Below are 24,408 nucleotides of genomic sequence, written 5' to 3' on the forward strand. Positions count from 1 at the left end.
GCCCTTCCTTTCGTTGTGGCGGCCGGTCCCCTCACATTGTGCCGTAGCCGCAGGGGAAATGCCAGTGCCGGCCATGCTGCGGCCCGGACGGCCGGATTCAGGCGCAATTCACGCGCGCGGATGGGCCTGGATGTAGCTTTTCCGCAGCCGCTCGACCGAAACGTGGGTGTAGATCTGGGTGGTGGCCAGCGAACTGTGGCCCAGGATTTCCTGGACCGCGCGCAGGTCCGCGCCGCCGTCCAGAAGGTGCGTGGCGGCACTGTGCCGCAGCGCGTGGGGGCTGGTGGCGGCCGTGTCCCCCAGATCGTGCAATAGGCCCTCGACGACGCTGCGGACCTGGCGCTGGTCCACCCGGTTGCCGCGCTTGCCCAGAAACAGTGCCGCGCCGCTGCCCACCTGGCGCAGCGCCGGGCGGCCGGTCCGCAGCCAGGCCTCGACGGCCCGATCGGCCGGGACTCCGTAGGGCACGGTGCGCTCCTTGTTGCCCTTGCCCAGCACCCGCAGCGTGCGCCGCTCCGGAAACAGATCGTCAATGTCCAGTGCCGCGAGCTCGCCCACGCGGATCCCCGTGGCGTAGAGCAGTTCCACCATGGCCACATTCCGCAGGGCCACCGGATCGGCCTCGGCGGCGGTGTCGGCCACGGCGTCCAATACGCGGTTGACCTGGCTCTGCGCCAGGACACCGGGCAGCGGTTTGTCCTTCTTGGGCGCCTTGAGCCGCAGGGCCGGATCCACGGCCAGCAGGCCCTCCCGGGTGGCCCAGGCGGTGAAGCTGCGCGCCGTGGCTGCCCGGCGGGACAATGTCGAACGAGCCAGGCCCATCGCGCTCTGCTCGCCCAGCCAGCGGCGCAGGGTTCCCAGCTCCAAGGCGTCCAGAGCCGCGGCCCCCTCGGCCACGGCGAAGATCAGCAAAGAGTCCAGATCCCCCAGATAGGCGCGGACTGTGTGCACGGAGCGCGCCCGCTCGGCCACGAGGTACCGCTCAAAGGCGGCCGCCGCCTGGGCGAGGTCCGGGGGCAATTGCGCTCGTTCGCTGTGGTCCACCCCTACACTCTGCGCCCTGGCCCGGGCCCGGACAAGCTGCCCCGCCGGGCAGAGGGCAACCGCATGCTCCGGTGCTCTCGATGGGCCCCGGAGGCCCTCTCAGAAGCCCTGGCCGGAAGCCTCGCCGCGGTCCTCGCTGGGACCCCCGCCGAACTGTTTGCTGAGGGCGCCGCGGAAGGCCTGTTCCAGCTCCGGGCTGAAGGCGACCAGGAGGACCGTTTCAATGCCACCGCCACTCTGATCGGCGTCCTGGGCCGCCGCGAACTCCGCCAGGGCCTCCGCCGCCGCCTGCGCCACATCGGCCGCAGACCAGCCATAGACGCCGGCGCCGATGGCCGGGAAGGCTATCGAGGTGGCCCCCAGGCCGCTGGCCACTTCGCAGCTGCGCAGGAAGCAGGATCGCAGCAGCGCCGCGTCATTCTCTCCGGCATGGCGGTTGGGTCCCACGGTGTGGACGACCCATTGGGCGTCCAGCCGGCCCGCCCCGGTGGCCGCGGCATCCCCCACCGGCAGCCCGAAGGGGTAGGCGAGGCGGCGGAGTTCACGGCATTGGGCCAGCAGCGTGGGTCCGGCTGCCGCATGGATGGCACCGTCCACTCCCCCGCCGCCAAGGAGGGAGGAGTTGGCAGCGTTGACGATGGCATCCACCGAGAGTGTGGTGATGTCGCCGCGGAGGACTGTGATGTCCATGGCCTGTCCTTTTCGATGCTGGCGTGGTGCGCAGGTGGAACGGTGGTCAAAGTCTAGCGCCGCCGCTTCCACAGCCCATTGCCCCGCTGCGCCAGGGCCATCAGTTCCAGCCTGCCCAGCCCAGCGAGCACGGCTGCCGGTGGCAGCCCCGCCACCACACTGAGTTTGTCCACGGTGGTTCCCGTGGTCAACGGCAGGGCATCAAAAAGCAGCAGATCCTCCACACTGAGTCCATCGTGGATGGCGGCCTGCTGGAGGGGTTCCGGCACCAGCGCTTCACCGCTGGCCCCGGCCAGCTCGGCCACTTCGGCGGCATCGGTGACGCACACGGCAGCCCCCTCACGCAGCAGCCGGTGGCATCCTGCGGAGTTGGCGGAGTACACAGACCCCGGCACGGCGGCCACCACCCGTCCCAGTCCCTCTGCGTGGTGTGCGGTGTTCAGCGCACCGGAGCGCCAGCGTGCCTCCACCACCACGGTCGCCACGGAGAGTGCGGCAATGATGCGGTTGCGCTGGAGGAATCTGTAGCGCGTGGAACTGGCGCCCGGCGGCACCTCGGCCACGAGTGCACCCTGGTGGGCGATGGCACGAAGCAGATCTTCGTTTCCGGCCGGGTAGTAGCGGTCCAGGCCGCCGGCCATGACAGCAATCGTGGGCAGGCATCCTGGCCCGGCCCCCGTCAGGGCGGCCCGGTGTGCCTGGGCGTCGATGCCGAAGGCGCCGCCGCTGACTATCGTGAGGCCACGCTGCGCCAGTGCGTAGGCCATCTCGGAGGTGACCGAGGCACCATAGCTGGTGGAGTCCCGGGACCCGACGATGGCCACACAGCTGCCCAGCGGCGGGAGGGCGGCCGTGGCGCTGCGGACCCACAGGGCGATGGGTTCCGCCAGATCAAGGTCGGCCAGCGCCGGCGGCCACAGTGGATGCTCCGGATAGAGCAGGCCTCCACCCAGCGCCGCGATGACCGCCAGATCCCGTTCGGGTGCCGCGTCCTTCACCCGGGGCCGCCAGCGCCCCAGTGCATCGGCCAGTCCGGGCCACCCGCTGCCGGCAGCGCCCGAGTCAACCAGGATCGACGTCATGGAGCGTTCCAGCCCCCTGGGCGCCTCCAGAGTGCCCTCGATGATGGCCAGAGCATCCACGGGGCCCACGGCCCGGACAAGGGCCAGCCCGGCCAGGTCGGAGGGCTCCATCAGGCGGGTGAGCGCGGCGCGGGCCACCCTGATACGTGCCTGCCCGCCGTCGTCCGCGCCTGTGGCCTCTGCTCCTGCGCCGGCTCCTGATTCTGCTCCCGCAGGTGGTTCTTCGGTGCTCACGTTCCCATTCCTCTCTGCCGCATGGTCAAGGCCAGCCCCACGTCGTCGCGGTCCGGGCGGTCGTGGCCGCCCAGGTCGGCAATGGTCCAGGCCAGCCGCAGGACGCGGTCATAGCCGCGGGCCGTCAGCTGGCCGGTGTCCAATGCTCGGTCCAGCAGCGCTGTATCGGCGCCCGGAAGGCGGAAGACGCCGCGCAGCAGCCGCCCGGATGCCTCCGCATTGCCCGCCAGGCCAAAACGGCCCAGCCGCTCGCGCTGCCGCTCCTTGGCAGCCAGCACCCGGGCAGCCACCTGGTGGGTGGATTCCCGCGGCTCCGCTCCAGACAGCTCGGCCAGCGACACCCTGTTGACATGCAGTTGGATGTCCACCCTGTCCAGCAAGGGCCCGGAGAGCCTGTCGAAGTACCGGCGCCTGGCCATGGCGGTGCACGTGCACTCGGCCCCCTTGCCCGTGGCCTTGCCACAGGGGCAGGGGTTGGCGGCCAGGACCAGCTGGAACCGGGCGGGGTAGGAGGCCGTGCCCGCGGAGCGGTGCAGCACCAGCTCCCCGCTCTCCAACGGCTGCCGCAGGGCGTCCAATACACGCCTGTCGTATTCCGGGGCCTCGTCAAGGAACAACACGCCGCGGTGGGCCCGCGAGGCGGCTCCGGGACGGGGAATGCCCGTGCCGCCGCCAACGATCGCCACGGCGCTGGCGGAGTGGTGGGGGTGTTCGTACGGTGGCCGGCGGATCAGCTGTCCGACGGCGGGGCCGGATCCGTCGAGGGAATGGATGGCTGTGACCTCCATGGCCTCGGCATCCTGCAGATCCGGCAGCAGCCCGGGAAGCCGCTCGGCCAGCATGGTCTTCCCTGCCCCGGGTGGGCCGACCATCATCAGGTGGTGTCCGCCGGCGGCGGCAATCTCCAGCGCCAGCCGGGCCTCACCCTGACCGGCAACGTCGGCCATATCGGGGGCGGGCCCCCGAACCTCCCCCGTCTCGGCGGCGGGTGCCGCCACGCCGGGCTCCGGCAGGTCCAGCACCAGATCCTGGGTGTCTGCATCAAAGTCCACCGCGACCTGGGCCAAGGAAAGGTAGCCGCGCACCCTGGCGCCGGGCACCAGCTCCGCCTCGCGGACGTTGTCCTCGGCCACCACGAACTCCTCATGGCCGGCACGAACTGCCGCCATCACCGCCGGCAGCACGCCGCGGACGGGACGCAGACGTCCGTCGAGCCCCAGCTCCGCCAGGAACACCGTCCGCCCCGTCCGCCGCACATCGCCGGCCGCCTCCAGCGCTGCCATGACGATGGCCAGATCGAAGGCGGATCCCCTTTTGGGCAGGGAGGCGGGCACCAGGTTCACGGTGATCTTCCGCCGGCTCAGCGGGATGCCGGAGTTCTGCGCCGCGGCCTTGATGCGGTCGATGGACTCCTTCAGGGAGGCATCCGGCAGGCCCAGCAGGATGAAGTTGGGCAGCGTCTGCCCGATGTCCGCCTCGACCTCCACGATGTGGCCGTTCAGACCCACCATCGCCACGGCCAGCGCCCGGCCCATGCCCACTCAGCCCACACCCTTGAGGTGCTCCACCACGGGCGGCCTGCCCCCACCGGGGTCGATCACGGCCACGGCATCGATGCGAAGGGCGGGCAGGTGCACCGCGTGCTCGCGGGACCACAACACAGCAAGCGTCCGCAGCCGGGCCAGCTTGGCCGCGGTGATGGACTCAAAGGGGTGGCCGTAGCGCAGGGAGCGGCGGGTCTTGACCTCGGCAATGACCAGCGTGCTGCCGTCCACGGCCACCAGATCGATCTCGCCATTGCGGCAGCGCCAATTGTGGTCGATGACCCGGATGCCCAGATCCTCCAAGTAGTCGGCCGCCAGGATTTCACCCCGGCGGCCCAATGCGTCTTTCGCCTTCATCGCTACCTCCACCACCAGCATCCAGGTGCCAGGAGGCCGGCGGCAGAGTGGCGGAGACGAACGTGGACGACAGCCGCAGCACGTGGTGCTGTGGAGGGGTGACTAGCCCAGCGAGCCGTCCTTGGGGATCTGCAGATCGTCGCTCTTGACCAGTTCCTCGACGTTGACGTCCTTGAACGTGATGACCCGGACGTTCTTCACGAAGCGGGCCGAGCGGTAGACGTCCCAGACCCAGGCATCCTGCAGCGTCAGGTCGAAGTAGACCTCGCCGTCGGCCGAGCGGGCCTGCAGGTCAACGTGGTTGGCCAGATAGAAGCGCCGCTCCGTTTCCACGACATAGCTGAACAGATTGACCACGTCGCGGTACTCGCGGTAGAGCTGCAGCTCCATGTCGGTCTCGTAGTTTTCAAGATCCTCGGCACTCATAAGTCCATCATCCCCTACGCAGCCCCGGCGTGCTTACGCCGTGAGCCGCCAGCTCTTGCGGTGGTGGTCGGTGGGTCCATGCTCAGTGATGGCTGCGCGGTGCGCTGCCGTCGCATAGCCCTTGTTCACGCCCCAGCCGAACTGGGGGTTCTCCTCGTCCAGGGCCGCCATGATGCCGTCGCGTTCCACCTTGGCCAGCACGGACGCGGCAGCCACGCTCAGGCAGGTCATGTCCGCCTTGATCTTGGTGACCACGGGCATCGCGGCGCCAAAGGCGGGCCCACCGTCGTCGTCCGTTCCGTCAAGGGAACCGAAGCCGTCGAACAGCAGCGCCGGCTGGGCGGGAATCGAGAGCCAGTCATGGTTGCCGTCCAACAGCACGATGGAGGGCACGACGCCGGTGGCGGCAATGGCGTCCAGCGCGCGCGAGCCGGCCAAACGGAGCGCGTCCATCAGGCCGATGGCGTCGATTTCGGCCGCCGAGGCGTGGCCGACGCCGCTGGCCAGCGCCCAGGCGCTGATCTGCGGGACCAGGGCATCGCGCACCGGCGCACTGAGGAGCTTGCTGTCGCGGACGCCGTCGAGCAGTGGCACGGACGACGGATCGATGACGACGACGCCGACGCTGACGGGACCGGCCAGGGATCCCCGGCCCACCTCATCGCAGCCGGCCACCAGCACGCGGCCCTTGGCCGCAAGGGCGCGCTCAAACTCCAGGGTGGGGGCCGTGCCCGCAGCCACTACTGTCCGGCCGGGCTGGTGGTGGAGGTCTCGGACGGCGCGGACGACGGCGACGGGTCCGGAACCTCGCGGAAGACATCCGGGTAGTTGCCCAGGATCGTAAAGCGGTTCAGCGGCCAGGCGATCACCGTGGCGCGGCCCTCGACGTCGTCGATGGAAATGAAGCCCCCGCCCTCCATCTTCATGTGCTCGCGAGAGTCCGAGGAGTTGTTGCGGTGGTCGCCCATGACCCAGATCTTCCCTTCCGGGACCACCACATCGAAGGTGGTGTCGGAGGGGCGGGCTCCGGGGAACAGATAGGGCTCATCCAAGGGCGCGCCGTTGACAGTGAGCCGGCCCTGCGCATCGCAGCACGAGACGTGGTCGCCCGGCAGGCCGATGACGCGTTTGACCAGATGCTGCTGTGATTCATCGGGCACCAGCCCGATGAAGATCATGGCGTCCTTGGCCCAGCCGAAGGGACCCGCAGGGGCCTCTGGGACGGGCGCGAGCCAGCCCTGGGTGTCCCTGAAGACAACGATGTCCCCACGCTCGAGTGCAAAGGGCTTGGGCACCAGCAGGTTGATGAAGATCCTGTCATCGAGTTCCAGGGTGTTCTCCATGGAACCGGACGGAATGTAGTAGGCCCGGAAGAGGAAGGTCTTGATCAGGAACGAAAGCACCAGCGCGACGGCGATGATCGTACCGACTTCCTTCAGCCAGGACATGACGCCGCTGCGCAGGCGTTCGCCCTTCTCCAGCGGCTCGGCATCGCCCGGCGTGTTGTGCGGCATCTACTGTGCGTCCTTCAAGATAGGGGTTTCGGTGGGAACCACCGTGGAGAGCAGACCAATTCTGTCGAACGGCCACAGCACCATGAGCGGGCGGCCAATGACCTTCTCCGTTGACACCATTCCACCTCCCGGGGCACCGATGAGGTGCCGCGAATCCGCTGATACGGAACGGTGGTCACCCATGAGCCACAACCTACCCTGCGGAACGACGGCATCAAATGCCAACTCGCTGGGAAGATCCCCGGGATGGAGGTAGCTCTCGGTGACGGGAACGCCGTTGATCTCCAGTTGGCCGTTGGTGTTGCAGCAGCGGACCCTGTCCCCGGCCACGCCCAGCACGCGCTTGACGTAGACGGTGTCGGAGCCCGCGATGCCCAGCCATTCCCCGGCGGTCTGGGCGGCGTCGGCCAGGGCACCCTTGCCGCTGTGCAGCGGAGCAAAGGAGCCACGTCCGTCAAAGACGACGACGTCGCCACGCTTGATGGGGGTTGAGGCAAAGTCCGTCCGCGAGACGAGCACCCTGTCGCCAGTGACCAGATACGGTTCCATGGACGCGGAGGGGATGTAGAAAACGTCCAGCCAGCAGCTGCGGACCACCGCGGAAACGGCGATCATCACCACCACTGCCAGGACAACAAAACGCCAGCCCAGTTTCCCGGGCCGGCGTTTTGAGTGAAGCAAAGTGCGGAACCCTTACTTGGTGGGCAGGTTGTCGCGCTTTTCCTTGATCTTGGCAGCCTTGCCGCGCAGATCGCGCATGTAGTACAGCTTGGCGCGGCGAACGTCACCCTTGGTGACGACCTCGATCTTCTCGATGACCGGGGAGTGCACCGGGAAGGTACGCTCCACGCCAACACCGAAGGAGACCTTGCGGACCGTGAACGTCTCGCGGATGCCATCGCCCTGGCGGCCAAGGACGAAGCCCTTGAACACCTGGACACGGGAGCGGGAACCTTCAATGATGTTCACGTGAACGTTGAGGGTATCGCCGGCGCGGAACGCGGGGATGTCGGTGCGCAGGTTGGCTGCGTCGACGGAATCGAGGATATGCATATTCTCACTCCTGGTAAACGCCACAGGTCATTTACGTTCAGTAACGGCAGTCCTGCTCCCACCCGGTGAAGGGTTGGCGGGCTAGGCTGCTGAAGTGTGGTGACCGGACCTGCCGCTGGTGGCAGGCCGGCGTGTCGAGCTGTTGACTCCGCTCCCCCTGTGGCAGGGGCGGGCCCAGTAGACACAAGAACCAATTCTGCCACATTCCTCCCCGGCGGGGTTAATCCCCCACCCCAAGTAGGTGACAGTTATGACACGTTCCGGGCCTCGGAACGTGTCATAAGTGTCACTCAGTTGGGGTGGCGGGCCCGCGCTGGACGAGGTGGCCGTCGACGACGGCGTAGCCCAGCTCCCAGAGCGTGTTGCGCTCCGCCTTGGACAGGGTTGCCGCATCCAGGGCGGCGATCAGGTCCGGGCGGCGGTCCACCGTGCGGCGCAGCTGCTCGTCCCGGCGGAACTTCGCGATCTTGGCGTGGTTGCCGCTCAGCAGCACCTCGGGGATGTCCCGGCCGCGCCAGCTGGAGGGCTTGGTGTAGACGGGGTACTCGAGCAGCCCGTCGGAGTGCGATTCCTCAATGAGGGATTCGGGGTTGCCGACGACGCCGGGCACCAGCCGGCCGATGGCCTCGACCATGGCCAGCACGGCCACCTCGCCGCCGTTGAGGACGTAGTCGCCCAGGCTGACCGGACGCACCGTGTAGTGCTCCGCAGCCCATTCGAGCACACGCTCATCGATGCCCTCGTAGCGCCCGCAGGCGAACACCAGGTGCTCCTCCTCGGCCAGCTCGTAGGCCAGCGTCTGGTTGAAGACCTCTCCCGCCGGGGATGGGACGATCAGGACGGGGCGCCGCGGGGCAGCAGCTTCGCTGCCCTCCGCATCAAAGGCACCGCCGTCCGCATCAAAGGCACCGCCGGCCGGGGCATCCGAGGCGGGGGCCGCCAGCGGATCCGGCGTCGGGTTCTCCAACAGGGACGCCAGGGCTGTGGCCCAGGGCTCGGGCTTCATCACCATGCCGGCGCCGCCGCCATAGGGCGTGTCATCCACCGTGCGGTGGCGGTCGGTCGTGAACTCCCGCAGATCGTGGACGCCCACCTGCAGCACGCCGTCCTGGCGGGCCTTGCCGATCAGGCTCAGATCCAGTGCGGCCAGGTATTCCGGGAAGATGCTGACAACATCGAACCGCATTTAGGCATCTCCGCCATCGGCGCTGTCGGCGTCGTCGTCCGCGTCTTCAGGAGCGGATCCAGCGTCGGCACTGTTCAGCTCAAACAGGCCCGGCGGCGGAGTCAACAGCACGAAGCCGGCCTCGACGTTGACCTCGGGGACGATTTCCTCGACGAAGGGCACCAGGATTTCCTCGCCCGCGGCGTTTTCGATGATGAGCAGATCCTGCGCGGTCAGAGTGCGCAGGGCAGTCACCCTGCCCACCACCTCTGTGCCCACGCGGGCTTCGAGGCCGACGAGCTCGTGCTCGTACCAGGCATCGTCGTCGTCATCTTCGACATCGTCGGAGTCGATGAACAGCTCGGCACCGCGGAGGGTCTCGGCCTCGTTGCGGGTGGTGATGCGCTCGAAGCCGAGCAGCAGGATGTCCTTGTTCCAGCGGGCGCTGCGCACCGTCAGCGGACCCAGCGTGGCAGGCTTCACCACCAGGTCGACGCCGGGGACGAACCGGTCTTCGGGGGCGTCGGTGAGGACCTGTACCGTCACTTCACCGCGGATGCCGTGCGGCTTGCCAATCCGGGCAACCTGAACCTGCATGAAAACTCCTCCTGCTGCCAGGCAGCAATGTGTGCCAGCGCCGATGCGGCTGGACTGTAAATAGGGCTGGACATGAAATTGGCCCCGGCACCATTATGGTGCCGGGGCCAATATCTATAGCTTCTGGTGCTGAAATGCTGTGCCGTTCACACCTTTTCCCGAAGGAGAAGGTCCTAGCGGCGGCGGTCCGTATCCACTACATCCACGCGGACAGGCTCACCGTTGGCCAAAGCGGCAACAACGGTGCGCAGCGCGCGGGCAGTACGGCCCTGGCGGCCAATGACGCGGCCAAGATCATCCTGATGAACGCGCACCTCGAGGGATTCCCCTCGGCGGTTGTTCTTCACACTGACCTTGACGTCCTCGGGAGAGTCAACAATCCCGCGGACCAGGTGCTCCAGCGCCTCAGCCAGCAACCTACTCAGCCTCGGTGGTCTCTGCAGACTCGGCAGCTTCAGCGTCAGCCTTCTTGGCCTTCGGCGTGATGGCTTCCTTGGTGATGACCGAAGCGGCCTCGGGGGCAACGAATGCCACCTTCGGGGCCTTGGTCTTCAGGGTGCCCTCGGCGCCCGGGAGACCCTTGAACTTCTGCCAGTCACCGGTGATCTTCAGGATTGCGGCAACCTGCTCTGTCGGCTGTGCGCCAACGGAGAGCCAGTGCTGCGCGCGGTCGGTGTCGACCTCGATGAACGAGGGCTCTTCCGTCGGGTGGTACTTGCCGATCTCTTCGATCGCACGGCCATCGCGCTTTGCGCGGGAGTCCATGACGACGATGCGGTAGTACGGGGCGCGCATCTTGCCGAAGCGCTTCAGGCGAATCTTAACGGCCACTTTAGTGGTCACTCCTTGTTTTATACGAGGGCGAATCCTGTTTCACGCTCCCGTGGGGCGGGCCGATCCTCAGGACTCTACAGACACGATCATCACACGGAGAGAGGGGCCACGCGGATCGAGTACCTGTCCATTATGCCAGATCATCCCGCATCCATGTGACCGGGGCGCGCCGCATGACGGAAACGACGACGGCGGCCGCCCCCGGGTGGGGTGGCCGCCGCCGCGGTGCAGCGCTTGGCGCCGCAGCGCAGGCCTAGGCTGCGGAGTAGAAGTACAGGTGGGTGCGGGCGTTCTCGTCCACGGTGCCGGCCAGTGCGGCCAGCGCACGGACCAGCGGCTCGGTGATCTCGGGGGTGGATTCCATTTCCTCGGCGGCGGCCCAGGCTGCGGCGAGCTCGGGCAGTTCCTCGGGATCCTCCAGGTCCACCAGCTCGGCGAAGACCTCGGCCAGAGCCTCGGGCACCACAAAGAGGGAGTCCAGTTCGACGTCGACCATGCCCAGCTCGACGGTGATGCCGGTGGCGTGCACCGTCTTGGCGGCCAGCTCCCCCAGCACTTCGATCTCAAAATCGGACAATCCGGGGGTCGGCAGCACGGGCAGATTGGCCGCGGGGGCCTTCCCCGCATCCAGGGACTTGGCGCGAGCCACGGCGCCGTGGTGGTCGGTGACAAAGAATTCCGAGAAAGCGGTCAAGACCGTAGCCTCCAGTGTTGTGGGAAAAATGGCTGCCACCGGACCTCCCCACCCCCCGTCAGGAGGCGGAAGGGGAAACCACCGGTGCGCTACCAACACTAACGCGGATGCGGTTCAGCCACGGATCCTGGAAGACCAATTCGGCCCCGGTGTTGGCGACGGCGATCTTGTGGTGGGCCAGACGCTCGGCCAGGGCGCCGACGTCGTCTTTGCCGGGAAGCTGGATGAGCACCTCGCCCAGGCCCAGAGTGTCCTTGCGGGGGCCGGCGCCGCGGCTGTTCCAGACATTCATTGCCATGTGGTGGTGGTAGCCGCCGGCGGAGACAAAGAGGGCCTGGCCGTGCCAGCCGGCCGTGCGCTCGAAGCCGAGGGTGTCCACGTAGAAGGACTGGGCCGTGTCAACATCGCCCACCTGCAGGTGGACGTGGCCGATGGCCGCTGCTGCCTCGCGCTGGCCCGAGACGGACGCCTCGGTGAGGTGGCTGCCGAGGTAGGCCTGGGGCGGCAGGGACAGCGAATCCATCACCACATTGCCACCGTTCCAATCCCAGGCGGAACGGGGGCGGTCCCAGTAGAGCTCGATGCCGTTGCCCTCGGGGTCGGTGAAGTAGAAGGCCTCGCTGACCAGGTGGTCGGCGCTGCCGGCGAAGGCCTTCGGCTCGTACTGGGCCGCGCTGGCCACCGTTGCCGCCAAAGATGCCTGGTCCTCAAAGAGCAGCGCCGTATGGAAGAGCCCGGCCTCGCCGCGGCCCGGGACGTGCAGCCCCGGGGCCGGGGCAAGGTGGACCAGCGGCGTGGCGCCGCGGCCCAGGTACAGCCCGCCGTCGGCCTCGGTGATGATGTCCAGGCCGAGCGCGTGCTGGTAGTAGTGGCTCATGGTTGCCATGTCGCCCACCTTGAGCATCACTGTGCCCATGGTGAGATCGGCGGAGAGAAGGTCCTGGCTGGAAAGGGCTTGCATGATGCTCCAAAGTAGGTGGATCCAAAGGTGGGCTTGCACCCATCATAGATCTAAATTACTTGAAGCTTCAATATATTCCCGGCGAGACCTGCGCCACGGCCCCTTGGGCGGGCCGGCGCCTCAGCGGCGGCGGAACGGATCCGCCGGGTAGACGCCCATGACGCGCATCTCGGAGGTGAAGAAGCGCAGCTCCTCGAAGGCGTGCACCATCGGCGCGTCCTCCGGGTGGCCCTCGACGTCGACCATGAACATGGTGGCGGCAAACTCCCCGCCCACCATGTAGCTCTCCAGCCGGGTCATGTTGATGCCATTGGTCGCGAAACCGCCCAGCGCCTTGTACAGCGCAGAGGGCACGTTGCGGACGCGGAAGACGAAGCTGGTGACGGCGTCGCCGGCCAGTTCGCCGCGGCCGCGCAGCGGGGCCTTGTCGGCCAGGATCACAAAGCGTGTGGTGTTGGTGGGATCGTCCTCGACATCCACGGCGAGGGTGTCCAGGCCATAGAGCTCGGCGGCGCCGGGCGGTGCCAGGGAGACCTTGGTGGGATCATTCCACTTGGCCACATCACGGGCCGATCCGGCGGTGTCGCCGTTGATGACGGGCTTCAGGCCGAATTCGCGGATCAGCTTGCGGCACTGGCCCAGCGCGTGGACGTGGCTGTGGACCTCGGTGGCCTGTTCAATCGTGCCGCCGGGGATGGCCAGCAGATTGAAGCGGATGCGCAGGTAGTGCTCACCGATGATCTGCAGCGTGGTCTCCGGCAGCAGCGTGTGGATGTCCGCGACACGGCCGGCCAGGGTGTTTTCGATAGGAATCATGGCCAGCTGGGCACGGCCGCTGGTCACCTCGGCAAACGCATCCTCAAAGCTGGCGCAGGGCATGGACTCAAAGTCCGGGTACTTCTCTGTGCAGGCGAGATGGGAGTTGGAACCGGGTTCACCCTGGTATGCGATTACGTTAGCCATACTGTGGATTTTCCCATGTTTGCCGCACCGCCGTGTTCAAGCCCCCTGAAGGTCGTGCACCATCGCCGCGCGGGTGCCCAGGGCGTCCAGCCCCAGGAGCTTTTCCTCGTCTCGGATGCGGGCCAGCTCCGGCCCCAGATCCCCAGCCAGGGGGCGGAATCCACAGCTGGCGTAGAAGGGCCCGTTGAAGGCAATGTCCGCGTACGTGGTCAAGGTGACGTAGTGGTAGCCGGATTCCCGCGCCCAGGCCAGCGCGGCATCCACCAGGGCCCGGCCGATCCCCCGCCCCTGCCACTGGGGCACCACCGACAACTGCTCCAGATGGGCCTGGCCGTCCACTTCCTCCACGCGGGCAAAGCCGACCGGCGGTCGACCGGCCACCATGATGTGCAGGGCCTCGGAGAACTCCGCCACGGTGGCCGGCGGCGGCAGGTCCACAGCGCGGATGCCCGTGCCGGCGTCGTCGAACACGGCGTCCGACTCGGCTTCAATGGCCGGCAGCAGGGAGAGCTCACTGAGCGCGGCGGGACGGATTTCCAACATGCCACGATCCTACGGTGCACCACGGACAACGCGATTCAGTGGTAGGTTCGACAACGACCACACGGGAGCCCTGATGCAGGGGCTGAGATCGGACTGATGCAGTCTGCGACCGTTGAACCTGTCCGGGTAATGCCGGCGAAGGAAGTGAGTAACACCCGTGGAAAAATCACAGCAAAGCCCTGCCCATTCTCTGCACTTTCTCGAGGATGCCGATTCGGGCCTTCGGGTGCCGGTGACGAGGATCCAGCTGGAACCATCGCCCTCCGGTGCTGAGAATCCACCGTTCGATGTGTACCGGACGGCGGGCCCCGGCAGCGATCCGGTGCACGGATTGCCGCCGCTCCGGGAGCAGTGGATTGCCGGCCGGAGCGACACCGAAACCTATGACGGGCGCCGTCGTGATCTGCTCGATGACGGGCGCAGCGCGGCACGCCGTGGGGCCGCCTCCGCCGAGTGGCGCGGCGCCCAGCGGCCGCCGCTGCGGTCAACATCCGGGCGGACGGTGACCCAGATGCACTACGCCCGGGCCGGCGTCGTCACCGAGGAAATGCGCTTTGTGGCGCTGCGCGAATCCTGCGATGTTGAGCTGGTGCGCGCCGAACTGGCGGCCGGGCGGGCGATCATCCCGGCCAACATCAACCACCCCGAGTCCGAGCCGATGATCATCGGCAAGGCATTCCTGGTGAAGATCAACGCCAACATCGGCAACTCCGCCGTCACCAGCTCCATCGCCGAGGAGGTGGACAAGCTCCAATGGGCCACCCTGTGGGGCGCGGACACCGTCATGGACCTCTCCACCGGGGATGACATCCACACCACCAGGGAGTGGATCCTGCGCAACTCCCCCGTTCCGATTGGCACGGTGCCGATCTACCAGGCGCTGGAAAAGGTCAACGGCGAGGCGGACAAGCTGACCTGGGAGATCTTCCGCGACACGGTGCTGGAGCAGTGCGAGCAGGGCGTGGACTACATGACCATCCACGCCGGCGTGCTGCTGCGCTATGTGCCGTTGACGGCGGACCGGGTCACCGGCATCGTCTCCCGCGGCGGATCCATCATGGCCGGCTGGTGCCTGGCGCACCACCAGGAGAACTTCCTGTACACGCACTTTGACGAGCTCTGCGAGATCTTTGCCCGCTATGATGTCGCGTTCTCCCTGGGCGACGGATTGCGCCCGGGCTCGACGGCGGACGCCAACGACGCCGCCCAGTTTGCCGAGCTGGACACCCTGGCCGAGCTGACCAAGCGGGCCTGGCAGTACGACGTCCAGGTGATGGTGGAGGGGCCGGGGCATGTGCCATTCCACCTGGTGCGGGAGAATGTCGAGCGCCAGCAGGAGCTCTGCGACGGCGCGCCGTTCTATACGCTGGGCCCGCTGGTGACGGACATCGCGCCGGGCTACGACCACATCACCAGCGCCATCGGAGCCACCGAGATCGCCCGCTACGGCACGGCGATGCTGTGTTATGTGACGCCCAAGGAACATCTGGGGCTGCCGAACAAGGACGATGTGAAGACCGGCGTGATCACCTACAAGATCGCAGCGCACGCCGCCGATCTGGCCAAGGGGCACCCGGGCGCGCATGAACGCGACGACGCCCTGTCCAAGGCGCGCTTCGAGTTCCGCTGGCGGGACCAGTTCTCCCTCTCGCTGGACCCTGCCACCGCCCAGGCCTTCCACGATGAAACGCTCCCGGCGGAACCGGCCAAGACGGCGCACTTCTGCTCCATGTGCGGGCCCAAGTTCTGTTCGATGCGGATCAGCGCGGACATCAGGGCGGAGTTTGGCTCCGCGGCCAACCAGAAACTGATCGCGGAGGGCATGAGCGCCAAGAGCGCCGAGTTCCGCGCGTCGGGCTCCAAGGTCTACCTGCCCGAACCCGCCATGCCCGTGGGCTAGAAGCCTCATCTGTGCGACAGTAAACGTCCTTCTGGGGCCACAGAAGGACGTTTACTGTCGCACAGATGCAGGGTTAACCGCTGTGGGCGGTGATGAAATCCTTGATGAGGGCCGCGCCCTCGGCGGTGTCGTGCGGGCGGTGGCCGCCCGCCGTCGTGCGGTGCACGGCGCCGGTGCCGGCGAGGTAGTGCGCAATCTCCTCATACAGCGGCTCCCAGCCGCCGGTGAGCACCAGCGTGGGGACTCCCGGCACGATGTGCAGCGGCGCCTCCCAGGGCGGGGCCTGCAGGCGCAGACGGCGGGCGGCGCGGGCCGCCGATTCGTTGTTCAGCGCGCCCGGCGCCGTCGTGCCCGGGCCGCTCTGGACCTCGCCGCTGGCCGAAGCCATCCGGGCGTAGGCGACGGCGAACTCGACGTCGGCCATCTCGGCGCGCCGGGCGTAGAGCGGTTCCAACAGCTCACGGTAGGCATGGGTGGCGGGCAGTTCCGCCGTCAGCGACATGCACGCCGGCTCCACCAGGGTCAGTGAACGGACCAGGGAGTGCTGCTCCACGGCCGCCATCATCGCCGCAATGGCACCCTGGGCATGCGCCACCAGATGCGCGCCGCCGTCCAAATGGCCCAGCACGATCTCGGCGTCGGCGGCGAAATCAGAGGCCAGAGGCTCCGCCGACACATCAAAGCCGTGCCGCTTGATGAACAGGGCATCGTAATCCCGGGCAAGGGAATGCTGGGCGGGCCAGGCCGCGGCGCCGAACGCACCAGCGCCGTGGATGAAGACAATCCGTTCGCCGCTCACAATGCACCTCTCAAAGAACCAACAGACGAAAATCGCGCCCATTCGTCATTTCCGCGCCGGGTGGTCCGGCGCGAAAACAATAAAGGGGCGCGATTCTGGCACAACGGGTGTTACTTGCCCAGGAACTTGTCGAAGCCCTTGGGCAGGTTCAGGGCCGAGGGATCAAAGCCCTCCATGTCGTTCCCGCCGAAGGCAGCGCCGGTGGGCAGCGCCTTGGCGGCGTTGGCCTTGCGCTCCTCGGCCTCGCGCAGCTCCTGGGCCGCCTTGGCCGGGTTGCCCGAGCGGGCCTTCTTCTTCGGCGCGGCCTTGCCCTTGCGGGCCCCGCCCATGCCGGGCATGCCCGGCATTCCGGGGATGCCGCCGCCCTGGGCCATCTTCTTCATCATCTTCTGGGCCTGGCCAAAGCGCTCCAGCAGGCCGTTGACCTCGGAGACGGTGACACCGGAACCCTTGGCGATGCGGGCGCGGCGGGAGCCGTTGATGATCTTCGGGGCCACGCGCTCGTGCGGCGTCATGGAGCGCACGATGGCCTCCACGCGGTCGATCTCGCGCTCGTCGAAGTTCTCCAGCTGCTGGCGGATGTTTTGGGCACCCGGCATCATCATGAGCATCTTCTTCATGGAGCCCATGTTGCGGATCTGCTGCATCTGGGACAGGAAGTCGTCCAGCGTGAAGTCTTCCTGGTCGGCGAACTTCTTCGCCATCCGGGCGGCTTCGTCCTTGTCCCAGCTCTTCTCCGCCTGCTCGATGAGCGTGAGGATGTCACCCATGTCCAGGATGCGGCTGGCCATGCGGTCCGGGTGGAAGAGCTCGAAGTCCTCCAGGCCCTCGCCGGTGGAGGCGAACATGACGGGCTTGCCGGTCACGGAGGCCACGGACAGTGCCGCACCACCGCGGGCATCGCCGTCGAGCTTGGTCAGCACGACGCCGGTGAAGTCCACGCCCTCGTTGAAGGCCTGGGCCGTGTTGACGGCGTCCTGGCCGATCATGGCGTCGATGACGAAGAGGACCTCGTCCGGGTTGATGGCGGCGCGGATGTTCGCGGCCTGCGCCATCATCTCGGTGTCGATGCCCAGCCGGCCGGCGGTGTCGACGATGACGACGTCGTGCAGCTTGGCGCGGGCCTCGGCCACACCGTCGCGGGCCACGGCCACGGGATCGCCGGTGGCAGCCTCGAACTCGCTGCTGACGCCGGGGTGCGGGGCGTAGACGGGGACGCCGGCGCGCTCACCATTGACCTGGAGCTGCTTGACGGCGTTGGGGCGCTGGAGGTCGGCGGCGACCAGCAGGGGGCTGTGGCCCTGGCTCTTGAGCCACTTGGACAGCTTTCCGGCCAGCGTCGTCTTACCGGCACCCTGCAGACCGGCCAGCATGATGACCGTCGGCGGGTTCTTGGCCAGACGGATCCGGCGGGTCTCCCCACCGAGGATGGTGACGAGCTCCTCGTTGACGATCTTGACGATCTGCTGCGCCGGGTTCAGGGCGGCGTTGACCTCGGCACCGAGCGCACGCTCGCGCACCTTGGCGGTGAATTCGCGCACCACGGGCACTGCCACGTCTGCATCGAGCAGGGCGCGGCGGATCTCCCGGACTGTGGCGTCGACGTCGGCCTCGGAAAGCCGGCCCTTGCCGCGGAGATTCTTGAAGGTTGCTGTCAACCGGTCAGATAGGGAGTTGAACACGCGCCGTCTACTTCTTTCGTCAGGTTCTCCCGAGCCAGTTCTCTGCACAAGGAAGGGTTCGTGGGGCACGGCGCGCTGTGCGCGCGTGGCCTTTGGGACTCAACACACAAGGATACCAAGTTGCGGGGCGCCTCCCATGCGCCCGGCGCTTTGCCGTGCGATGCTACGTAGGTGACCGACACCACAAAGCGCTCCGCTGCCCCTGTCCACACGAACGACGACGCCGTTGACGGCGGCAGTGCCGCGGGCTGGGCCGGGTCTCCGGCCGGCCGGATCAGGACACTGCTGATCCTTGGCGCCTCCGGCGACCTGACCGGGCGGCTGCTGCTGCCCGGCGTGGCCGGGCTGATTGCCCAGGGCCGCGCGCCGGGCGTGGCCGTGGTGGGCGCCGGCAGCGACGATTGGACGGCGCAGCAGTGGGACGAGCGGCTCACCGCATCGTTCGCCAAGGCCAGGGCGGCCGCCCGTGAAGGCGGTGCCGCGGCCCTTGATGCCGTGCAGGCCGCCAGCAGCTACCACCGCTGCGATGTCACGGCCCCCGGGGCCCTCGCCGCACTGCTGGCCACCTTGGAGGGTCCGGTGGCCGTCTACTTTGCCCTGCCGCCGGCCGTCAGCCAGAAGGCCTGCGAGGTCCTCTCGGCCCAGGACCTGCCGCCGGGCAGCCGGCTGGTGATGGAGAAGCCCTTCGGCTCCTCGGCCGCGAGCGCGCATGCCCTGAACCAGACCCTGGCCACGCTGGTCCCGGAGGACCACATCCACCGGGTGGACCACTTCCTGGGCAAGTCGACCGTCTTCAACATCCTGGGGCTGCGTTTTGCCAACCGGCTGTTGGAGCCGCTGTGGAACAGCGACCACATCGAAAAGGTGGAGATCGTCTTCGACGAGGATCTGGCGCTGGAGAACCGGGCCCGGTACTACGACAGGGCCGGCGCCGCGCGGGACATGATCCAGAGCCACCTGCTGCAGATCATGGCGATCATTGCCATGGAGGCGCCGGCGACGCTGGGTGAGCGGGATGTGCGCGATGGCATTGCCACGGTGCTGCGGGCGAGCGCCATCCCGGAGGATTTCGCCGCCAGCACCCGCCGCGCCCGCTACACGGCCGGGTCCATCGGCGAGCGCAGCGTGCCGGACTACACCGCCGAGGAGGGCGTGGACGCCTCGCTGGGCACGGAGACCCTGGCCGAGGTGGAGGTGCGGATCGGCAATTGGCGCTGGGCCAACGTCCCGTTTGTCCTGCGCTCGGGCAAGGCCCTGGGCACCTCCCGCAAGGAGGCTGTCATCACCTACAAGGCGGTCCCGCATCTGCCGGTGGGCTTCCGCGGCGTGGACAACCCCACCCGGCTGCACATCGGTTTTGGGCCGGACGACCTCACGCTGGATCTGGACGTCAACGGCCCGGGCGACCTTTTCACGTTGAACAGGGTGCGTCTGCAGACCCAGCTGGCCTCCGACCCCCTGCTCCCCTACGGCGAAGTGCTCGACGGCGTCCTCAACGGCGATCCCCTGCTCTCGGTCCGCGACGATACGGCGGAGGAGTGCTGGCGGATCATCGAGCCGGCGCTCTCCGCCTGGGCGGCGGACGCGGTGCCGCTGCAGGAGTACCCCGCCGGCTCCCCCGGCCCCGCGGACTGGGACACCTCGGCACGCTAGCCGCGCCCCGCCGTCGTCGATCTCCCCGAATGCCGTCCCGGCGGGAACTGGGTGCACAAAGAACGCGGGTCCCGATGCCCGGGACCCGCGTTCTTTGTACTCTCACCCTCAGTAGTTAGACGGCTGCCGCTCCGCGTTCGCCGGTGCGGACCCGCACTGCCTCGTAGACATCCACCGTCCAGACCTTGCCGTCGCCGGCGCGGCCCGTATTGGAGGTGGAGATGATGACATCGAGGATGTCGTCCGCCTGGTCATCCGTGGCCAACACTTCGATGCGGATCTTCGGGTGCAGATCCACCGTGTACTCCGCCCCGCGGTAGACCTCGGTGTGGCCGCGCTGGCGGCCGTAGCCGTGCGCTCCGCTGACTGTCAGTCCCTGGACCCCGTAGCTCTCCAGGCCCCCGCGGACGTCGTCGAGCTTGTCCGGGCGAATGATTGCGGTGATGAGTTTCATGCTTCCACCTTCTTCTTGGAATCGGCTGCGCTGCTTTCATTCTCGCTGCTGCCGGCACCCACCAGTTCGGGGATGGGCTGGAAGCTGCCACCGATGCGGCCGCCGAAGTCGTAGGCGCTCTCGGCGTGGACGCTGACGTCGACACCGTCAAGCTCGTGCTCCTCGGAGACCCTAAAGCCCATGGTCTTGTTGATGACCCAACCGATGATGAAGGCAAGGACGAAGGAGTAGAGCAGCACCGCGACCGAGCCGATGGCCTGCTTGCCCAGCAGTTCCAGACCGCCGCCGTAGAAGAGGCCCGTGCCGGCTGCCGGCGAGTTCGGGTCTGCCGCGAGGCCGATGAAGAGGGTGCCGATGAGGCCGCCCACCAGGTGGACGCCGACGACGTCGAGCGAATCGTCGTAGCCCAGCTTGTACTTCAGACCCACGGCCATGGCGCAGACGGCGCCGGCCAGCAGGCCCAGGGCCATCGACCACATGGGCGTCAGGGCCGAGCAGGCCGGGGTGATGGCCACCAGGCCGGCGACGGCGCCCGAAGCGGCACCCAGGGAGGTGGCGTGGCCGTCGCGGAGCTTCTCCACCAGGAGCCAGCCCAGTGTTGCTGCGGCGGGTGCGGCCAGCGTGTTGATCCAGGCGTAGCCGGCAACGGAGTTGGCGCCCAGGGCGGAACCGGCGTTGAAGCCGAACCAGCCGAACCAGAGCAGACCGGCACCGAGCATCACGAACGGGAGGTTGTGCGGGCGGTGGCTCGGATCCTTGCCGAAGCCCTTGCGCCTGCCCAGGACCAGGGCCAGGGCCAGAGCGGCTGCACCAGCGTTGATGTGGACGGCGGTGCCACCGGCGAAGTCAATGACACCCAGACCCTGGCCAATCCAGCCGCCGATCGGGTTGCCGTCGGCATCCTTGTTGAAGTCAAAGACCCAGTGCGCCACCGGGAAGTAGACCAAAGCCACCCATACGCCGGCGAAGACCATCCAGGCGCCGAACTTGGCGCGGTCCGCAATGGAGCCGGAGATCAGAGCCACCGTGATGATGGCGAAGACTGCCTGGAAGCCGACAAAGGCAATTTCGGGGATGGTTCCAACCAGTGGAGCGCTCTCCCCCGTGGCCAGGACGCCTTCAAGGCCGAACTTCTCGAACGGGTTGCCCAGCAGGCCGCCGCCGAGGTCGGTGCCGAAGGTTGCGGAGTAGCCGAAGAGCACCCAGAGCACGCCCACCAGGGCGATGGCTCCGAAGCTCATCATCATCATGTTCAGTACGCCCTTGGCCCGGGTCATACCGCCGTAAAAGAATGCAAGCCCTGGGGTCATGAGGAGGACCAGAGCTGCGGAGGCCAGGACCCACGCTGTGTCGCCAGTGTTCATGGTGTTCAGGACCTTTCTGTGAGGAGAGGGTGTGCTGCCTGCCCTGGAGGGTTGGCTGCTTTGGGTTCTCTACTAGATTGGCCGCGCGATGTTTCTACTGGAGAGGGGGATCATTGCCGTCCGGTTACAGATTTGGGCCCAGCGTAAATAGCGTGTGGCCACTGTGTTTCCGGCACATTTCGCCGGTGCATCCGCGCCCCCTTAACGCCGGCGGCCCGGCACCTCCCGAGGGGGGGTGCCGGGCCGCCGGCGTTGTGTGTGGCGGAGCGGCTAGCTCAGCAGTGCGTCCACGAAGTTCTCTGCGTCGAAGGGTGCCAGGTCATCGGGGCCCTCGCCCAGACCCACCAGCTTGACCGGCACGCCGAGGGTCTTCTGGATGGCCACCACAATGCCACCCTTGGCCGTGCCATCCAGCTTCGTCAGCACGATGCCGGTGATGTTGACGACCTCGGAGAACACCTTGGCCTGGGTGAGGCCGTTCTGTCCGGTGGTCGCGTCCAGGACCAGCAGGACCTCGTCCACGGTGCCCTGCTTCTCGATGACGCGCTTGACCTTGCCGAGTTCGTCCATCAGGCCCACCTTGTTCTGCAGACGGCCGGCGGTGTCGATCATGACCACATCGACTTCCTGCTCGATGCCGGCCTTGACGGCCTCGAAGGCGACGGACGCCGGGTCCGCGCCGTCGACGTCGGACTTCACCGTGGGCACGCCCACGCGGGCACCCCAGGTGGCCAGCTGCTCGGCGGCAGCGGCGCGGAAGGTGTCGGCCGCGCCCAGCAGCACGTCCTTGTCCTCAGCCACCAGCACGCGGGCCAGCTTGCCGACGGTGGTGGTCTTGCCCACACCGTTCACGCCGACCACCATCAGGATGGCCGGCCGGTCCTCGTGGCGGGAGATGTTCAGGGAACGGTCCATGGTCGGGTCGACCAGCTTGATGAGCTCTTCGCGCAGCAGGGCCTGGACGTGCTCGGGATCGCGGGTGCCGAGGATGCGCACGCGCTCACGCAGGGAATCCACCAGCTCCATGGTGGAATCGGTGCCGATGTCCGCCAGCAGCAGGGTCTCCTCGACCTCTTCCCATACGGATTCGTCAATGGTGTCGCGGGACAGCAGGGCCAGCAGACCCTTGCCCAGGGCGTTGTTGCTCTTGGCCAGGCGGGCGCGCAGGCGGACCAGGCGGCCCTCCACCGGCTGGGGGATGTCCAAGGCGGGCGCCTCGGGCACCACCTCGACGATCTCCTTGACGGCGGACTCTTCAATGGGGGCAGCGGGTGCGGTGGGTGCCTCGGCGGCGGCCGGGCGGTCCTCGAGCAGGGTTCCGGTGCCGCCTGTGGAACCGGGGGCCGGGTCATTGGCGTCGCGCGGGCCGGTATAGTTCTGGCTGCTCTTGCGTGCCTTGATGAAAACGGGGATGAGGGCGCCAATGATGGCAAGCCCAACGACGATGTACACAATGGTGGCAAGGGTCTGATCCATTGTTCTAGCTTCTCACGCGGCGGGCCCCGCCCCGCTGTCGGCAGCGGTGCCCGCCGGCGTGTGGCAAACTCTCAAGGGATGTCCAACAACAGCCCCACCCCAGCCGTGCACCTGCCCCGGGAAATCAAAGTCCTGGTCGCGGGTGCTTTTCTCATTGCGATAGGTTTCGGAATCGTCGCCCCCGTGCTGCCGCAGTTTGCCCGCAGCTTTGACGTCTCGGTCAGCGCGGCCGCCGTCGTCGTCAGCGTCTTCGCCCTGACCCGGCTGCTCTTCGCCCCGCTCAGCGGTGTGCTGGTGGAGCGGATGGGCGAGCGCCGCACCTACATTGCCGGCATCCTGATTGTCGGCGCCTCCTCGGCGGCCTGCGCCTTTGCCCACGACTATTGGCAGCTGCTGATCTACCGCGGGCTGGGCGGCATCGGCTCGACCATGTTCACCGTGGCCGCCATGGGCCTGCTGATCCGGCTCGCTCCCCCGCAGGCGCGCGGACGCGTTTCCAGCGTCTACTCCGGCTCCTTCCTGCTGGGCAGCATCGCCGGCCCGGTGGTCGGTGGGCTGCTGGCCGGCTTCGGGCTGGCCCTGCCGTTCCTGGTCTACGCCGGCGCGCTGGTGCTGGTGGCGGCCCTGGTGGCCTGGCAGTTGCGTGAGCCTGCGCACGACGGCGGAGCGCTGGCCACCGCCGTCGGCGCGGCTTCCGTTTCGGGTTCCGGCGGCACGTCCGGCGCCGCGGGTGCACCATCCGCCGGGGCGCGGACCGTGACGATGGCAGCGCTGCAGGAGGCCCTGCCCCTGCGCGAGGCATTGGGGCAGTCGGCGTTCCGTGCCGCCCTGGCCTCGGCCTTCGCCAACGGCTGGTCCGCGATGGGCATCCGCATGGCCCTCGTGCCGCTCTTCGCTACAGCCGCCCTCGGTGCAGGACCCGAGGTTGCAGGCATCTCGCTGGCCGTCTTCGCCATCGGCACCGCCGCCGCGCTGGCCTTCTCCGGCCGGTTGGCCGACACCTGGGGCCGCAAACCGATGGTGGTGCTGGGTCTGGTGGTCAATGCCGCCGCCATGGCCGTGCTCGGGTTGAGTGGCAACGAATTCATCTTCTTTGCCATCTCCGCCATTGCCGGATTCGGCTCGGGGCTCATGGGGCCGGCGCTGCAGGCGACAATGGCCGACGTCATCGGCAATGGCCGCTCCGGCGGGCGTCCGCTGGCGGTATTCCAAATGTCCGGCGATCTGGGGTCCATCATCGGCCCCATCGCCGCCGGCGTGCTGGTGGACGCGCTCTCCTACGAGGCAGCCTTTGCGATCGCCGCGGCGGTCTCCGCCGTAGCCGTCCTCACCTGGCTCGGCACCAAGGACACCCGCCAACCCCTCTAACGAAGGTGTAG

Annotated in this window: 26 protein-coding genes and 1 riboswitch; of the genes, 3 read left to right on the forward strand and 23 right to left on the reverse strand. The window is 67.7% G+C overall.

Annotated elements, in window-relative coordinates:
* Positions 1 to 108: 108 nt before the first annotated feature.
* From K254_RS0109980 to K254_RS0110065, 18 genes are all read right to left on the reverse strand, one after another.
* Positions 109 to 1,044: a tyrosine recombinase XerC gene (locus K254_RS0109980; protein WP_035749184.1), complete on the reverse strand. Its 936-nt coding sequence runs from the start codon at positions 1,042 to 1,044 to the stop codon at positions 109 to 111.
* 99 nt (positions 1,045 to 1,143) lie between these two features.
* Entirely contained in the window at positions 1,144 to 1,734 is a 591-nt protein-coding gene (locus K254_RS22730; RefSeq protein ID WP_051389039.1) for an O-acetyl-ADP-ribose deacetylase, read from the reverse strand.
* 53 nt (positions 1,735 to 1,787) lie between these two features.
* Positions 1,788 to 2,927, reverse strand: coding sequence for a DNA-processing protein DprA (gene dprA, locus K254_RS0109990; protein ID WP_081710102.1), 1,140 nt, complete (start codon positions 2,925 to 2,927; stop codon positions 1,788 to 1,790).
* Between the two features lie 119 nt (positions 2,928 to 3,046).
* A complete protein-coding gene (locus K254_RS0109995) occupies positions 3,047 to 4,591 on the reverse strand; it encodes a YifB family Mg chelatase-like AAA ATPase (RefSeq protein ID WP_026555241.1) in 1,545 nt (514 codons plus the stop codon).
* Positions 4,592 to 4,951 (reverse strand): YraN family protein, encoded by a 360-nt coding sequence (locus tag K254_RS0110000; RefSeq protein WP_026555242.1) that lies wholly within the window; start codon positions 4,949 to 4,951, stop codon positions 4,592 to 4,594.
* 102 nt (positions 4,952 to 5,053) lie between these two features.
* Entirely contained in the window at positions 5,054 to 5,377 is a 324-nt protein-coding gene (locus tag K254_RS0110005) for a DUF2469 domain-containing protein (protein ID WP_026555243.1), read from the reverse strand.
* A 33-nt stretch (positions 5,378 to 5,410) separates the two neighbouring features.
* Positions 5,411 to 6,118, reverse strand: a complete 708-nt coding sequence (locus K254_RS0110010; RefSeq protein ID WP_026555244.1) for a ribonuclease HII — start codon at positions 6,116 to 6,118, stop codon at positions 5,411 to 5,413.
* A complete protein-coding gene (lepB, locus tag K254_RS22735) occupies positions 6,118 to 6,891 on the reverse strand; it encodes a signal peptidase I (protein WP_081710003.1) in 774 nt (257 codons plus the stop codon). The genes K254_RS0110010 and lepB (K254_RS22735) overlap by 1 nt, the downstream gene beginning before the upstream one ends.
* Positions 6,892 to 7,572, reverse strand: a complete 681-nt coding sequence (lepB, locus tag K254_RS0110020) for a signal peptidase I (RefSeq protein WP_035749186.1) — start codon at positions 7,570 to 7,572, stop codon at positions 6,892 to 6,894.
* A 12-nt stretch (positions 7,573 to 7,584) separates the two neighbouring features.
* On the reverse strand, positions 7,585 to 7,944 hold the full coding sequence (rplS, locus tag K254_RS0110025) for a 50S ribosomal protein L19 (protein WP_026555246.1): 360 nt from the start codon (positions 7,942 to 7,944) through the stop codon (positions 7,585 to 7,587).
* 286 nt (positions 7,945 to 8,230) lie between these two features.
* Positions 8,231 to 9,130, reverse strand: a complete 900-nt coding sequence (gene trmD, locus K254_RS0110030) for a tRNA (guanosine(37)-N1)-methyltransferase TrmD (RefSeq protein WP_026555247.1) — start codon at positions 9,128 to 9,130, stop codon at positions 8,231 to 8,233.
* Positions 9,131 to 9,706: a ribosome maturation factor RimM gene (gene rimM, locus K254_RS0110035; RefSeq protein WP_026555248.1), complete on the reverse strand. Its 576-nt coding sequence runs from the start codon at positions 9,704 to 9,706 to the stop codon at positions 9,131 to 9,133.
* A gap of 173 nt (positions 9,707 to 9,879) precedes the next feature.
* Entirely contained in the window at positions 9,880 to 10,122 is a 243-nt protein-coding gene (locus tag K254_RS0110040; RefSeq protein WP_026555249.1) for an RNA-binding protein, read from the reverse strand.
* 1 nt (position 10,123) lies between these two features.
* Positions 10,124 to 10,537: a 30S ribosomal protein S16 gene (gene rpsP, locus K254_RS0110045; RefSeq protein WP_026555250.1), complete on the reverse strand. Its 414-nt coding sequence runs from the start codon at positions 10,535 to 10,537 to the stop codon at positions 10,124 to 10,126.
* A gap of 256 nt (positions 10,538 to 10,793) precedes the next feature.
* Complete coding sequence (locus K254_RS0110050) at positions 10,794 to 11,234, reverse strand: hypothetical protein (protein WP_051389040.1); 441 nt, start codon at positions 11,232 to 11,234, stop codon at positions 10,794 to 10,796.
* Positions 11,235 to 11,292: 58 nt separating this feature from the next.
* Positions 11,293 to 12,195: a VOC family protein gene (locus tag K254_RS0110055; protein WP_026555252.1), complete on the reverse strand. Its 903-nt coding sequence runs from the start codon at positions 12,193 to 12,195 to the stop codon at positions 11,293 to 11,295.
* A gap of 120 nt (positions 12,196 to 12,315) precedes the next feature.
* Positions 12,316 to 13,158, reverse strand: a complete 843-nt coding sequence (locus K254_RS0110060) for a prephenate dehydratase (protein ID WP_026555253.1) — start codon at positions 13,156 to 13,158, stop codon at positions 12,316 to 12,318.
* A gap of 36 nt (positions 13,159 to 13,194) precedes the next feature.
* Entirely contained in the window at positions 13,195 to 13,701 is a 507-nt protein-coding gene (locus tag K254_RS0110065; protein ID WP_035749187.1) for a GNAT family N-acetyltransferase, read from the reverse strand.
* A 51-nt stretch (positions 13,702 to 13,752) separates the two neighbouring features.
* Positions 13,753 to 13,862: riboswitch (TPP riboswitch) on the forward strand.
* On the opposite strand from K254_RS0110065, the gene thiC reads away from it, so the two are divergent.
* Entirely contained in the window at positions 13,859 to 15,601 is a 1,743-nt protein-coding gene (gene thiC / locus K254_RS22740) for a phosphomethylpyrimidine synthase ThiC (protein ID WP_051389041.1), read from the forward strand. It overlaps the preceding riboswitch by 4 nt.
* 73 nt (positions 15,602 to 15,674) lie before the next feature.
* Here the strand turns inward: thiC and K254_RS0110075 are convergent, their stop codons facing one another.
* Both K254_RS0110075 and ffh read right to left on the reverse strand, forming a co-directional pair.
* Complete coding sequence (locus K254_RS0110075; RefSeq protein ID WP_026555255.1) at positions 15,675 to 16,400, reverse strand: alpha/beta fold hydrolase; 726 nt, start codon at positions 16,398 to 16,400, stop codon at positions 15,675 to 15,677.
* 110 nt (positions 16,401 to 16,510) lie between these two features.
* Positions 16,511 to 18,082, reverse strand: coding sequence for a signal recognition particle protein (gene ffh / locus K254_RS0110080; protein WP_026555256.1), 1,572 nt, complete (start codon positions 18,080 to 18,082; stop codon positions 16,511 to 16,513).
* 273 nt (positions 18,083 to 18,355) lie between these two features.
* Between ffh and K254_RS0110085 the strand changes: the two genes are divergently transcribed.
* Positions 18,356 to 19,735: a glucose-6-phosphate dehydrogenase gene (locus tag K254_RS0110085; protein WP_026555257.1), complete on the forward strand. Its 1,380-nt coding sequence runs from the start codon at positions 18,356 to 18,358 to the stop codon at positions 19,733 to 19,735.
* Between the two features lie 115 nt (positions 19,736 to 19,850).
* Here the strand turns inward: K254_RS0110085 and K254_RS0110090 are convergent, their stop codons facing one another.
* The 3 genes from K254_RS0110090 to ftsY form a co-directional block, all read right to left on the reverse strand.
* On the reverse strand, positions 19,851 to 20,189 hold the full coding sequence (locus K254_RS0110090; protein WP_026555258.1) for a P-II family nitrogen regulator: 339 nt from the start codon (positions 20,187 to 20,189) through the stop codon (positions 19,851 to 19,853).
* Positions 20,186 to 21,553: an ammonium transporter gene (locus tag K254_RS0110095; RefSeq protein WP_026555259.1), complete on the reverse strand. Its 1,368-nt coding sequence runs from the start codon at positions 21,551 to 21,553 to the stop codon at positions 20,186 to 20,188. The genes K254_RS0110090 and K254_RS0110095 overlap by 4 nt, the downstream gene beginning before the upstream one ends.
* Positions 21,554 to 21,823: 270 nt before the next feature.
* The gene (ftsY, locus tag K254_RS0110100; protein ID WP_026555260.1) at positions 21,824 to 23,029 is read right to left on the reverse strand and encodes a signal recognition particle-docking protein FtsY; all 1,206 of its coding nucleotides are present in this window, start codon (positions 23,027 to 23,029) and stop codon (positions 21,824 to 21,826) included.
* Positions 23,030 to 23,107: 78 nt separating this feature from the next.
* Between ftsY and K254_RS0110105 the strand changes: the two genes are divergently transcribed.
* Positions 23,108 to 24,397: an MFS transporter gene (locus K254_RS0110105; protein ID WP_026555261.1), complete on the forward strand. Its 1,290-nt coding sequence runs from the start codon at positions 23,108 to 23,110 to the stop codon at positions 24,395 to 24,397.
* Positions 24,398 to 24,408 lie beyond the last annotated feature (11 nt).

Origin of the sequence: Arthrobacter sp. 35W (assembly GCF_000482545.1) — a bacterium.
Lineage (GTDB): Bacteria > Actinomycetota > Actinomycetes > Actinomycetales > Micrococcaceae > Specibacter.

Coding starts and splice junctions, on each gene's coding strand:
- K254_RS0110000 (WP_026555242.1), bottom strand. CDS start 4,951: ATGAAGGCGAAAGACGCATTGGGCCGCCGGGGTGAAATCCTGGCGGCC.
- K254_RS0110060 (WP_026555253.1), bottom strand. CDS start 13,158: ATGGCTAACGTAATCGCATACCAGGGTGAACCCGGTTCCAACTCCCAT.
- K254_RS0110095 (WP_026555259.1), bottom strand. CDS start 21,553: ATGAACACTGGCGACACAGCGTGGGTCCTGGCCTCCGCAGCTCTGGTC.
- dprA (WP_081710102.1), bottom strand. CDS start 2,927: ATGGAGCCCTCCGACCTGGCCGGGCTGGCCCTTGTCCGGGCCGTGGGC.
- rplS (WP_026555246.1), bottom strand. CDS start 7,944: ATGCATATCCTCGATTCCGTCGACGCAGCCAACCTGCGCACCGACATC.
- K254_RS0110055 (WP_026555252.1), bottom strand. CDS start 12,195: ATGCAAGCCCTTTCCAGCCAGGACCTTCTCTCCGCCGATCTCACCATG.
- K254_RS0110005 (WP_026555243.1), bottom strand. CDS start 5,377: ATGAGTGCCGAGGATCTTGAAAACTACGAGACCGACATGGAGCTGCAG.
- K254_RS0110090 (WP_026555258.1), bottom strand. CDS start 20,189: ATGAAACTCATCACCGCAATCATTCGCCCGGACAAGCTCGACGACGTC.
- lepB (WP_081710003.1), bottom strand. CDS start 6,891: ATGCCGCACAACACGCCGGGCGATGCCGAGCCGCTGGAGAAGGGCGAA.
- K254_RS0110065 (WP_035749187.1), bottom strand. CDS start 13,701: ATGTTGGAAATCCGTCCCGCCGCGCTCAGTGAGCTCTCCCTGCTGCCG.
- ftsY (WP_026555260.1), bottom strand. CDS start 23,029: ATGGATCAGACCCTTGCCACCATTGTGTACATCGTCGTTGGGCTTGCC.
- K254_RS0110105 (WP_026555261.1), top strand. CDS start 23,108: ATGTCCAACAACAGCCCCACCCCAGCCGTGCACCTGCCCCGGGAAATC.
- trmD (WP_026555247.1), bottom strand. CDS start 9,130: ATGCGGTTCGATGTTGTCAGCATCTTCCCGGAATACCTGGCCGCACTG.
- rimM (WP_026555248.1), bottom strand. CDS start 9,706: ATGCAGGTTCAGGTTGCCCGGATTGGCAAGCCGCACGGCATCCGCGGT.
- K254_RS22730 (WP_051389039.1), bottom strand. CDS start 1,734: ATGGACATCACAGTCCTCCGCGGCGACATCACCACACTCTCGGTGGAT.